We start from the raw sequence: 12,044 nt of genomic DNA, 5'->3' as shown, positions 1-12,044 counted from the left end.
CCGGGGCGCCACCTCCCGGTGGCGCCCCGATCCTGCAGCTCAGACGCGCTGGACGCCTCGTCGAGCCAACCGCCCGGCCTTGACCGCCCCGTGCTTGATCATCCCGCCGACCCCGACCTCTGCGCGGCGAGCGCGGGCGTAGGCGATGTTGCGACGGACGATGCTCCCGGTGATGGCCGGCACGACGACACCCAGCCGGGCGCGGTCGTGGGCCTGGGTCTGGAGGTCCGCTGCGCGGTGCGCGTCACGGCAGAACGCGACCAGCGGCGCCAGCGCACTGCGCCAGCGGAACTGTTCGCGGACCCGCTGGACGTTCTCGATGGACGTGCTCCGGAACTCCTGGTCGTAGAGCACCCGCTCGAGGGCATCGGCCAGGGCGGTGACGTCGCGCTCGGGGACGGTGAGCCCCAGCCCCTCGGACTCGATCAGACGGCCGAAGGAGTCGCCCTCGGTCGCCACGATGGGGAGCCCTGCCCACAGGTAGTCCAGCATGCGGGTGCGGAAGGAGAACGTCGTCTCGACGTGCTGGAAGTGGGTGGAGACGCCCAGATCGGCGTCCAGGAGGTAGTTCTGCCGCTGGTCGTAGTCCACCCACGTGTCGTTGAAGAAGACGTGCTGCCCGGTCATCCCCAGCTCGTCCGCGGTCTGCCTCGTCTCCCAGGCGACCTTCATCTCGGGCACGTGCGGGTTGGGGTGCTTCATCCCCATGAAGTAGAGCTTCACGTCGGGTCGCGTCTCGGAGAGGCGGTGGACCGCCTTCACGAGGGTCACCGGGTCGAACCAGTTGTAGACGCCGCCGGCCCACAGGATCACCTTGTCGTCCGGACCGATCCCCGGGACCTTCCCGCGGATGGCGGGAGCGGTGCGCACCGGGTCCTCGGCCGCCATGCCGAAGGGCACGACCGACAGGAGTGAGTGCAGGGAGGAGTCGCGGTCGTAGTTCAGGGGGTTCAGCCGGTTCATGCCCGCGAGCTGGCCGAGCCAGAAGTGGCGCTGCTCCTCACTGGCGCACATGAAGAAGTCGCCCCGGCGCAGGTCCCGGTTCAGCGAGTTCGTGGTGGCGGTGACCCACAGCTCGCGCTGGTCGTAGGTGTCCTCGCGCGTCTGCTCGAGCTGCTCGAGGTGGATCGGGTCGTAGATGTCGACCACCAGGATCTTGTCGGTGTCCGCGATCCACGGAGCTGCCTGCAGGATGAAGCCCTGGAAGACGATGATGTCGGCCCAGTCGACCAGCAGGCGGAGCCTGCTCTCGTTCACGAAGGACGCAGAGACCGTCGCGGGGCTGATCGAGCACGCGGTGGTGGAGGCCAGTCGGACGTCGTGCTCGGCGGCCAGCTCCTCGGCGATGTGGAAGGCGCGGATCGCGGGCCCCGCCATGCTGGGCGCGAGGGTGTCGGCGGTGATGACGGCGATCTTGCGCCGGACCGAGAAGTGTCCCTCGAGGCCGAACGTGTCGACAGCGGACCTCCAGACCGGGCCGAACTCCGCGAACGGGCTGGCAGGTTGGAGCATGCCGGCGAGGAGCCCGGGGACGGCGTCGTCGGCGAGCAGCCGACTGCCCTGGATCTCGCGACGCTGTGCCTCCACCGAGGTCAGGTGCGTGGCCAGGTAGTCGATGGCGTGGACGGCCGACATGGTGAGCTTGTCGACGCTCATGGCGGGCTCGCGGTCACCGGACGTCGTCCGCTGCAGGTCGAGCGCCGTCGGGTCTTCTCCGCCCAGCAGCATCGCGTTGTGGACCGCGAGCATCAACGCCGGTGCCAGCGCCGCGTGCAGACCGTCCTCGCCCAGGTTCTTGTACAGCGTCAGCAGTGCGTTCCGCTCGAGCAGGTACCGCTCGCGGTAGGAGCCGAACTTCTCGATGGACGCGTGGTGGCGGTGGAAGACGAGGGAGGACGGTACGTAGCGCACCCGGTGGCCCAGCAGGTTCAGACGCCAACCCAGGTCCACGTCCTCGTAGAACATGAAGAACTGCTCGTCGAACCCCCCGGCGTCGGCGAAGGCGGAGACCCGGAGCACGGCGGCGGAACCCGTGAAGAACAGGACGTCCCGGGGAGTCGACCACTCGTCGCTGTCGGGTCGGCCCGCCTCGAGCTTGTAGCCCTGACCCTGGAAGTTGACGCCCCCACCGACGTAGTCCACCTTCTCGCCTGCCCAGTCCAAGACCTTGGAGGCGACCGCCCCGACCGAGGTCTCGCTCTTCAGCACGGCCACCGCCTCGGCCAGCCAGCGGCGGTCGGGACGAGCGTCGCTGTTGATCAGCGCGACGTACTCACCCCGCGAACGCCGCACGCCGAGGTTGCAACCGCCGGCGAAACCGGTGTTCTCCTCGGAGGCGACCAGGACCACGTGCGGCGCCTGGGTCCGGATCGTCTCGGCGCTGCCGTCACCGGAGGCGTTGTCGACGACGACGATCTCCAGACGGTCCTCGGCCCAGTCCAGCTCAGCCAGACCGCGGATGCACGTGAGGGTGTCCTCGACCCCTCGGTAGTTGACGATGACGACGGAGACGACTCCGGCTTCCCGGTCACCCGGGTGGAACGTCTGGGGCACCGGCACGGTGGGGCTCTCTTCCTGGATCACTCGGTTGTCGTGGTGACGCGGGGCGTCGGGTCAGACGTGGTGAGGTTTCCCCACTGCCCGCCCAGGACGGCGACACCGCCGGACTCGTGTGGCGTGCGGTTGAGGACGTCGAAGCGGTAGCACGACCGCCGGAAGTCGAAGGTGTGCGTCGTCGTGTAGTCCACGATGGACGCGTTCAGGTCGTAGGCGCCGGCCTGGAGGGGGAGTGCGGGGACCACCAGGTCCACGGACCCCGGTCCGTCGATCCGGTCGGGGACCATGTTCCCGTCGCGACTGTGGTGAGCCCAGACGTAGAGACCCTCGATCGTCTCCATCGCCAGACCGAAGACGGGCCGTTCGATCGGCTTCGTCGTGTCGAAGTGGAGCCGGAACGTCACGGGGTCGCCGGGGTAGAACCGGGTGGTCGCGGAGCCTTCACCGTCCAACATCTCGATCTTCGTCAGCTGGCCCTCGCCACTGCCCCACCTCGAACTGCCGTCGGAGAGCTCCACCCGTTCGACGTGCCCTTCGTCGACGTAGGTGTCCACCACGTCGTTGGAGTCGCCCACCTCGACGAGCTCACCGTGCTTGAGCCAGGCCACGTTGTCGCAGAGGGATCGCATGGAGCCCATGGCGTGGCTGACGATGACCACGGTCTTGCCGGCTCGCCGGAACTCGGCGAACTTCTCCATGCACTTCTCCTGGAACATGGCGTCGCCGACAGCGAGCACCTCGTCCACCAGGAGCACGTCGGGATCGATGTTGATGGCCACGGAGAAGCCCAAGCGCACGTACATGCCCGAGGAGTAGTTCTTGACGGGCTGGTCGATGAACGTGTCGATGCCGGCGAAGTCGACGATCGTGTCGAACTTCCGGTCGATCTCGGCCTTCTTCATGCCGAGGATCGAGCCGTTGAGGTACACGTTCTCCCGCCCCGACATCTCAGGGTGGAACCCGGAACCGAGTTCGAGCAACGCGGCCATCGTGCCGTTGACCTTCACCCCGCCGGTGTCGGGCTCGAGGATCCGGGCGATGCACTTGAGCAGGGTCGACTTGCCCGACCCGTTCTCCCCGATGAGACCGAAGGTCGATCCGGTCGGGATCTCGAAGGAGACGTTGCGCAGCGCCCAGAACTCGTCGTAGGTGGCCCGCTTGCCCCGCATGAGGGCGGCCTTGAGCGACTGGTTCCGCTCCTTGTACAGGCGGAACCTCTTGGAGACGTCGTCGACGACGATCGCGGTGCTCACAGCTCCTCCGCCAGTCGTCCCTGGCGGCGCCGGAAGACGCTGTAGCCGATCATCAGGACCACGAGGGAGACGACGACCAGGTAGATGGTCGTGTTGAGGGTGGGCAGACGCCCGTCGTAGACGGTGTTGCGGAAGGCCTCACTGAACCGCTCCATGGGGTTGAGCCGGTACACCGTCGCGATCGCGGGATTCGCGTCGACGACGAGCGACACCGGGTAGACGATCGGCGTGGCGTAGAACCAGAGCTGCATGAAGATCGTCACGAAGTGCTGGGTGTCCCGGAAGTACACGTTCGCGACGGCCAGCAGGAACGCGATGCCGGTGCCGAAGGCGACGAGGAGGATCATCAAGAAGGCCGTCACGGGGACCAGCAGCAGCGGCTGACCACCGAAGAGCAGCGTCGCGACGATGAGCACGATCATCTCGATGCAGAACGTGAAGAGCCAGGAGAACGAGTTCGAGAGGACCAGGGTCTCGCGCGGGAAGTAGACCTTCTGGATGAGGTTCGCGTTCCCCACCACCGCGTTCATGCCCGACACGACGACGTTGTTGAAGAACATCCAGGGGAGCAGAGCGGCCGCCAGCCACAGGGCGAACACGTCCAGACCCGACGGGTCTCCGGCCTCGGGCCGAGCCCGCAGGACGAAGGCGAACACCACGGCGTAGGTCGCCATGACAGCCACCGGGTTGAGCAGGGACCAGGCCTGTCCCAGAACGGTCCGCTTGTACTTGCCCTTCACCTCGCGCATCGTGAGGTTGACCAACAGGTCGCGGGACGAGCGGAGATCGGTGAGCGCGCTCACCGGGCGTCAGGCGTCGTGCGGTTGTCCATCACGGGGAGCCACTGTAACTGCTCAGCCCGCCGCTCCCGGGGCGTTCGTCCCGGACGACGTGGCTGCTCCTGCCTGTCCGCAGGACGGCCGGCCACTGGGCTCCCGCCACGTCGAGCCGGGACGACACGGCAGTGGGGAGGTGGTTGCCGTAGCGCACTGTTGCTGTGACGCTACCGGTCGTGACCATCCGCAGACGCCGTTCCTGGGTCCTCTTCGGCCTGGGGGCGGCGTCGACCGTGCTCGTCCCAGGGTGCTCGTCGACCCCTGCCGAGACTCCAGGGGCGGTGTCGGCACCGGCTCGGGAGACTGCCGACCTGCCGGGGGACGACGTGCTCGCGCCGCCCCCGGAGGACCCCTCGTCCGTGGGGCTGGCTGAGACGATCGCGACACTCCCCACCGGCGTGTTGACCGGTCGTCTGGTCCTGGCGCTGACGGGCACCGCCTCGTTCGACGAGGACGTGGTCGGCACGTGCGGAGCGGATGGCGCCGGCGCCCTCGCCATGACCCTCGACGACGGATCGGCAGTGCTCCTGGCGGCCGACGAGACCGGGGCCCGGCTGACGGTCACCGCTCCCGGGGTGGTCCTGGAGAACGACGTGGTCGACGTCCGCACCCAACGAGACGGGGAGAGCATCGTGCTCGCTGCATCGCTGTTCCACGCACGCACGTCGGAGTCGACGGGCTCGCTCGACCTGGAGGCGACGTGCGGCTGAGGATGGTCGCCGTCGCGGCGACCGTGGCCGGACTCCTGTTCTCCAGCCTGGCCGTCGTCGCGGCTCCCGTGGCCCGGGCCGCACCCGCCTACGACCTCTCCACGCAGATGACGGTGGCGTCGGACTTCGCGGCGGGGCGGGGCCAGGTCGGCATCTCGGTGCTCGACCGGGAGACGGGCTTCGTCAGCGAGAACGTCTGGTCCCACACCCGTATGCGATCGGCGTCCATCGTCAAGCTCTTCGTCGCCGAGAGTCTCCTCAGCCGCGCCAGGACGGGCCAGATCGCACTGTCGGCGCAGGACCGGGCCCTGATGGACGTCATGATCCGCAGCTCCGACGACGCTGCGATGTCCAGCCTGTACAGCCGGTTCGGCGGGCAGGGCATGGTGGCCGAGGTGGCGCGCAAGTACGGCCTGTCCGAGATCGGGCCACCGCCGACCCCGAGCTACTGGGGCATGTACCAGATCACCGCGCACGACATCATGGCCTTCTACCGCGGCATGCTGGCCGGGGGACTGGTCCCGGAGGACAGGGACCACCTGGTGGGCCTGATGCGCAGCGCGACGCGCAACGGCACGGACGGCTTCGACCAGTTCTTCGGCATCCCGCAGGCCATGCCCGCCGAGAGCCGCGGCGTCAAGCAGGGCTGGATGTGCTGCCAAGAGGGCCAGCGGCGGCTGCACACGTCCGGGGTCCTCGGCGCGGACAACCGGTTCGTCGTCGTGGTCCTGTCGCAGGTGGGCTCCGGCACGTCCTACGCGACTGCCGGTCAGACCCTCACCGGAGTGGTCGAGCGGCTCTTCCCCGGAGGTCGTGTCCCCCCACCGGCGTCCAGCCGGAACCCGGTGGGCAGTCTGGACGAGGTCTCCGAGGTGTCCTCGGGGGTGTTCCGCCTGCGGGGGTGGGTGTTCGACCCGGACGTGCCCCAGGATCCCGTCCGGGTGGACACCTACGTCGACGGCGTGGGGGCCTCCTCCCGGTACGCCGGGGACCCGCGTCCGGACGTGGGGGCGGCGTACCCCGGGGTCGGCTCGGGACACGGTTGGTCGATCGACGTCCCCGTGGCCAGCGGTACGCACCAGGTCTGTTCCTACTGGATCAACGTGGGTGCGGGGACGGCGAACACCGTGGTCTGCGCGACGGTGACGGCAGCGATCGACCCGATCGGTCACCTCGACTCGGCCACGGTCACGGGGATGCGGACGGTGGCGGTCGCGGGCTGGACCGCCGATCCCGACCGCCCCACGACTCCGACGGAGGCGCACGTCTACGTCGCCGGGACGGGCACGGCGCTCAGCGCCGGGGGTGCGCGGGCCGACGTCGCCAGGGTCTTCCCCCGGTTGGGTGCGGGGCACGGCTTCTCGGGGACGGCTCTCAGCGGAGGTGGGGGGGCGGCGTCCGTCTGTGCCTTCGGCATCAACGTGGCCGGGAGCCGCGGTGACAACAGCGTCCTGGGCTGCGTGGCCGTGGTCCTGCCCCAGAACGTCGTCGGCAGTCTGGACACCGTGAGTGCCCGGGGTGGACGCGTCTCCGTCACGGGTTGGTCCGTCGACTCGGCAGCTGCGGCGGGGGTGACCCGGGTGGACCTGTACGCCGACGACGTGGCGGTGGGTTCGGTGCAGGCTGGTCTGGCCAGGCCGGACCTGTCGTCGCACTTCTCCGACACCGGTCAGACGCACGGCTTCGCCGCCGAGTTCGCCGTGTCTCCGGGGCTGCACACCGTCTGCGCTTACGGCATACCGATCACCGCGCAGAGCACCTACCTGCAGCTCGGGTGTCAGGCTGTGGTGGTCTGAGGTCCCTGGCGGCGGTCTGGTCGCCGACCCCGAACGAGGAGGCGACCGAGTGCGCCATGCAGTGATCATGGCCGGAGGCTCGGGCACCCGGCTCTGGCCGTTGTCCCGGGCCGCCCGCCCCAAGCAGCTCCTGGACGTCGTCGCCCAGGACGACGGCGGCGCGCACAGCCTGCTCGCCGAGGCATTCACCCGGCTGCAGGCCGTGTTGCCCACCGAGCAGATCTGGGTGTGCACCGCCGCCCGCTACGGCGACATGGTCCGGGCGGCGCTGCCCGAGCTCGGCGCGGACCGGCTGATCCTGGAGCCGGTGGCCCGGGACACCGCCAACGCGGTCGGGCTCGCTGCGGCCCTGGTCGCCGACGTCGATCCCGACGCCGAGCTGGCGGTGGTCTCCGCCGACCACGTCATCCGACCGGTCGAGCGGTTCGCCGACGCCCTCCGCACGGCCTACGACTGCCTCGCGGTCCGGCCCCGGGCGCTGGTCACGCTGGGCATCACACCGACGTCCCCGGCCACCGGCTTCGGCTACGTGCAGAAGGGTGCGTCGACCGAGGTCGCGGGTGCCGCCGAAGCCGCGTCCTTCCGGGAGAAGCCCGACCGGGAGACGGCCGAGCAGTACCTCGCGTCGGGGGAGTACGTGTGGAACTCCGGCATGTTCGTCTGGCGCGCCCAGACGGTGCTGGACGCCCTCGCCGAGCACCTGCCCGAGTCCGCCGAGGGGCTGCGGCGGATCGTGGCGTCCACCGATCGTGCGACCACGGTGGCCGAGGTCTTCCCGACCCTGCCGAAGATCAGCGTGGACTACGCGGTCCTGGAGCCGGCGGCGGCCGAGCCCGGCCGGGTGCTGGTCGTCGACCTGGACGTCGACTGGCTCGACGTCGGCTCCTGGCCGGCGTTGGCCGGCACCCTGGACACCGACGACGCCGGCAACGCGACCCGCGGTCTCGTGGTGGCCCTGGACAGCAGCGGGAACGTCGTCCTGTCCGACGACCCGGACCACCTCGTCGCCCTCGTGGGGGTCCGGGACAGCGTCGTCGTGCACACCGCGGACGTCACCATGGTCTGCCCGGTCGGGGACGCCGAACGGGTCAAGCAGCTGCTCGCCAGGGCCGAGGAGCGCTTCCCCGGTCGCTACAGCTGACGTGAACGCTCGCTAACCTGCCGGTCATGAAGAACCTCGACGTCGCAGCAGTCGTGACCGGCGGGGCCTCCGGCCTCGGGGAGGCCACCACCCGGGCCCTGACGGCCGAGGGCGTGGCCGTGACGATCCTGGACCTGCAGGAGGACCGCGGGCAGGCCCTGGCCGCGGAGCTCGGCGGGCACACCACGTTCGTCCGCACCGACGTGACCGACGAGGCGTCGGTCCAGGCTGCGATCGCCGACGCCACCGGCAAGGACCGTCCGCTGCGGATCGCGGTGAACTGCGCCGGCATCGCCTGGGCGCAGCGCACCGTCGGCCGCGACGGCACCGCGCACCCGTTGGACGTGTTCAGCAAGACCGTGATGGTCAACCTGGTCGGCACGTTCAACGTGCTCCGGCTGGCCGCGGCGGCGATGGCGACCACCGAGCCCGACGAGGACGGCGAGCGCGGCGTGATCGTCAACACCGCCTCGATCGCGGCCTACGACGGCCAGATCGGCCAGATCGCCTACGCCGCGTCCAAGGGCGGCGTCGTCGGCATGACCCTGCCGGCTGCGCGCGACCTGTCCGGCGTCGGCATCCGGGTGTGCACCATCGCCCCCGGGCTGGTGGACACCCCGATGGTCGCCGGGCTGTCGGAGGAGGCGCGGGCCAGCCTGTCCGCGGGCATACCCTTCCCCAAGCGGCTGGCCCGTCCGTCGGACTACGCCGAGCTGGCGCTGGACGTCGTGCGGCACGGCTACCTCAACGGCGAGGTCATCCGGATGGACGGCGCCCTGCGGATGGCGCCGCGCTGACCCGAGGGAGCTGACCTGACCACGACGGTCCAGACACCGCGCGAGGCGACCTGGCGGCCGGACTGGCCCCTGGACGTCCGTCGGGCGCTGTCCCCGCACCGGCGCGGTCACGGCGACCCCACGCTGCAGTACACGGCCGACGGGGCCGCCTGGCGGACGACGTCGACCCCGGTGGGACCGGCCACCGTGCGCATCACGGTGCACGCCGGTCTGGTCAGCGCCCAGGCGTGGGGCCCGGGTGCGGAGTGGGCGGTCGACGTCGTCCCCCGCTGGCTGGGGGCCGACGACCGGCCCGAGGGGTTCGCCGCTCACCTGCACCCGCTGGTCGACCGGTTGCACCGGAGCTCACCGTGGCTCCGGATCGGCAGCACGGGGCGGGTCTGGGACGCGTTGCTGCCCGGGGTGCTGGAGCAGAAGGTCACCGGCATCGAGGCGCACCGCACCTGGAAGCAGCTCCTGCAGCTCGCGGGGGAGCCGGCCCCCGGGCCGGCCCCGGCGGGGATGCGGGTCGTGCCCCCGGCCGAGCGGGTGCGGGCGGTCACCGACTGGGAGTGGCACCGCTGCGGTCTGGACGGCGCCCGGCGTCGTGCCCTCCTCGCGGTGGCGGGCGTCGCGTCCCGGTTGGAGTGCGACGACCACACCGACTGCGAGGACCTGCGGCGCCGGCTGCGGTCGGTCCCCGGCATCGGCGTGTGGACGGCGGCCGAGGTGGCCCAGCGGGCCATCGGCTGCCCCGACCAGGTCAGCACCGGCGACTACCACCTGAAGAACCTGGTGGGGTGGTCGCTGGCGGGCCGGAAGACCGACGACGCCGGCATGCTCGAGCTGCTGGAGCCCTGGCGGGGCCATCGCCAGCGGGTCGTGAGGCTGCTCGGGATCGGCGGGACGATGCCCCCCAAGCGCGGCCCGCGGATGGCCCCGACGGACTACCGGCGGTTCTGAGCGCGCAGTTCCTCGTAGCGCGCGGTGCACTGCTCCATCGTGGGCAGCAGACCCTGCTCGCGGGCCTCGGCCAACGTGGGTGCGGCGGTGTCCTTGGCCGACAGCTCGAACTCGACGTCGGTGGGCCAGGGCAGGGCCAGGTCGGGGTCCATGGGGTTGATGCCGAACTCCCGGCCGGGGGAGTAGCCGCTGGAGACCAGGTAGGTCACCGAGGTGTTGTCCGCCAGCGACACGAACGCGTGCCCCAGGCCCTCGGAGAGGTAGACGGCCTTCGGGTTCTCGCTGTCGAGCTCGACGGCGTCCACGGTGCCGAAGGTGGGGGAGTCCACCCGGATGTCCACGATGACGTCGAGGATCTTCCCGCTGGGGCAGTAGACGTACTTCGCCTGACCGGGCGGGACCAGCGCGAAGTGCACGCCGCGCAGGACGCCACGGGCGGACACGGAGTGGTTGGCCTGGGCGAGGGTCAGCCCGAAACCGGTGGCCTCGGCGAGCACGTCGGCTCGGTACCACTCGGTGAACCGACCCCGGCTGTCGCCGTGCGGGGTCAGGTCCAGCACGTAGCTGTCGGGGACGTCGAGCTCACGGATCTGCACGGCGTGACGGTAGCCGCAGAGCTCGCGGGGATCGGCGCTGGCGGCCCGGTGGGCGAGTGCTCCCGGTGGGCGTGGGACCCGAGTGACAGGCGGTGCTCCTCCGATCGTCGGGGGCGTCGGAGCACCCGGTCGCGACCATCCGGACTGATAGGTTCCACACAGACGCAGGTCACCCACCGATCACGCTGAGTAGTGCAGCGTCCGAGACGGGAGCCCCCGGGATGACGATCGCCGACATCGACACCGATGACGTGAGAACGACGAACTCGCCCACAGTGGGGGAGCGCGAGGTAGACGAGACGGTCCTCGAGACCGTCGGGCCCCTCGAGGGACGGAGTGCTGACGCCTCGGTCCCCGACCTCATCTCACGCGTCCGGCCCGAGCGGGTCGCGAAGACCCTCCGTTGCCTGGACACGACCCGCGGTCGGGGCCTGGAGGTCGGGCCGCTGTACGCGCCCATGGTGACGAAGGACGAAGCCGATGTCTGGTACGTGGACATCGACACGACGGAGTCGCTGCGTCAGCACTACTCCGGTCACCCCGGGGTGCCGGTCGAGGACATCGTGCAGGTCGACATGCCGCTGACCCAGGACGGACGGGTCCGTTCGATCACGGAAGCGGCGGAGGGGGTCGGCCCGTTCGACTGGGCGGTCGCCTCGCACGTCGTCGAGCACGTGCCCGACCTGGTCGGGTGGTTGGCCGACCTGGCTGGCTCGCTCGTCGACGACGGGCTCCTCGCGCTCGCGGTCCCGGACCGGCGGTACTGCTTCGACGCTCGACGCCCGCGGACGACGGTCGGCCAGATGCTCGCCGCCCACGAGGACGGGGACACCCGGCCCTCGGTGCGCGCGGTGTACGACCACCATGCCGAGGCCGTGGTCATCACCCCCGGGGATGCCTGGCGCGGCGTGGACCCGGGCCCAGCGGGCCGGATCCACGATCTGGCCTACGTGCAGGAGCAACTGGCCGCACACGCCGGCACGAGCGACTACATCGACTGCCACGTCTGGCTCTTCACCCCCACGGAGCTGGTGGACCAGTTGTCGGTGTTGGCGTCTCTGGGACTGCTCGACTTCGTCGTCGAAGACGTGCTCCCCACCGCCGTGGACGACCTCGAGTACTACGTCACCCTGCGCCGGCTGCCGCGGACGTTGTCGGACGTCGACCGGTCCCGCAGGTTGGCAGAGGGCTTCACGGCGCCGGAGGAGCAGCGACTCCCCGAACCAGTGGTCGAGGACGAGCCCGTCGTGCCGGAGGTCCCGGAGGGTGCGGCGCTGCAGGTCGTCACCGACAAGGAGATGCGGCTCATCCGCGTCAAGCGACGGGCCCTGGGGCCCGTGCGACGACTCGCGGGGCGCCTCGCCCGCTGACCGCGGGTCCTCGTCCCCGGCCGGGCGGGCTGCGCGGTCCCGGCCGG

At 70.5% G+C, this 12,044-nt stretch carries 10 protein-coding genes; 6 read left to right on the top strand and 4 right to left on the bottom strand.

What is annotated here, in order from left to right:
• Positions 1-39: 39 nt before the first annotated feature.
• From F1C76_04805 to F1C76_04795, 3 genes are all read right to left on the bottom strand, one after another.
• Complete coding sequence (locus F1C76_04805) at positions 40-2,553, bottom strand: glycosyltransferase (GenBank protein ID QNG35997.1); 2,514 nt, start codon at positions 2,551-2,553, stop codon at positions 40-42.
• 26 nt (positions 2,554-2,579) lie between these two features.
• On the bottom strand, positions 2,580-3,725 hold the full coding sequence (locus tag F1C76_04800; protein ID QNG39017.1) for an ABC transporter ATP-binding protein: 1,146 nt from the start codon (positions 3,723-3,725) through the stop codon (positions 2,580-2,582).
• Positions 3,726-3,805: 80 nt separating this feature from the next.
• Positions 3,806-4,612: an ABC transporter permease gene (locus F1C76_04795; GenBank protein ID QNG35996.1), complete on the bottom strand. Its 807-nt coding sequence runs from the start codon at positions 4,610-4,612 to the stop codon at positions 3,806-3,808.
• A 431-nt stretch (positions 4,613-5,043) separates the two neighbouring features.
• On the opposite strand from F1C76_04795, the gene F1C76_04790 reads away from it, so the two are divergent.
• Genes F1C76_04790 through F1C76_04770 form a run of 5 tightly spaced genes read left to right on the top strand, consistent with a single transcriptional unit; the run spans position 5,044 to position 10,031 of the window.
• Positions 5,044-5,355 (top strand): hypothetical protein, encoded by a 312-nt coding sequence (locus F1C76_04790; protein ID QNG35995.1) that lies wholly within the window; start codon positions 5,044-5,046, stop codon positions 5,353-5,355.
• Positions 5,346-7,151: a serine hydrolase gene (locus F1C76_04785; GenBank protein ID QNG35994.1), complete on the top strand. Its 1,806-nt coding sequence runs from the start codon at positions 5,346-5,348 to the stop codon at positions 7,149-7,151. Before F1C76_04790 ends, F1C76_04785 begins: the two co-directional genes overlap by 10 nt.
• Before the next feature lie 49 nt (positions 7,152-7,200).
• A complete protein-coding gene (locus F1C76_04780) occupies positions 7,201-8,292 on the top strand; it encodes a mannose-1-phosphate guanylyltransferase (protein ID QNG35993.1) in 1,092 nt (363 codons plus the stop codon).
• A gap of 26 nt (positions 8,293-8,318) precedes the next feature.
• Positions 8,319-9,089, top strand: a complete 771-nt coding sequence (locus F1C76_04775; GenBank protein QNG35992.1) for an SDR family NAD(P)-dependent oxidoreductase — start codon at positions 8,319-8,321, stop codon at positions 9,087-9,089.
• 15 nt (positions 9,090-9,104) lie between these two features.
• The gene (locus F1C76_04770; protein QNG35991.1) at positions 9,105-10,031 is read left to right on the top strand and encodes a DNA-3-methyladenine glycosylase 2 family protein; all 927 of its coding nucleotides are present in this window, start codon (positions 9,105-9,107) and stop codon (positions 10,029-10,031) included.
• On the opposite strand, the gene F1C76_04765 is transcribed toward F1C76_04770, so the two are convergent.
• Positions 10,016-10,627, bottom strand: coding sequence for a dTDP-4-keto-6-deoxy-D-glucose epimerase (locus F1C76_04765; GenBank protein ID QNG35990.1), 612 nt, complete (start codon positions 10,625-10,627; stop codon positions 10,016-10,018). The genes F1C76_04770 and F1C76_04765 overlap by 16 nt on opposite strands.
• A 221-nt stretch (positions 10,628-10,848) precedes the next feature.
• On the opposite strand from F1C76_04765, the gene F1C76_04760 reads away from it, so the two are divergent.
• Positions 10,849-11,997 (top strand): methyltransferase domain-containing protein, encoded by a 1,149-nt coding sequence (locus tag F1C76_04760; GenBank protein ID QNG35989.1) that lies wholly within the window; start codon positions 10,849-10,851, stop codon positions 11,995-11,997.
• Positions 11,998-12,044 lie beyond the last annotated feature (47 nt).

The sequence above is a fragment of the Geodermatophilaceae bacterium NBWT11 genome, assembly GCA_014218215.1.
Classification (GTDB): domain Bacteria; phylum Actinomycetota; class Actinomycetes; order Mycobacteriales; family Geodermatophilaceae; genus Klenkia.
This window is presented reverse-complemented; position numbering and strand designations above follow the sequence as displayed.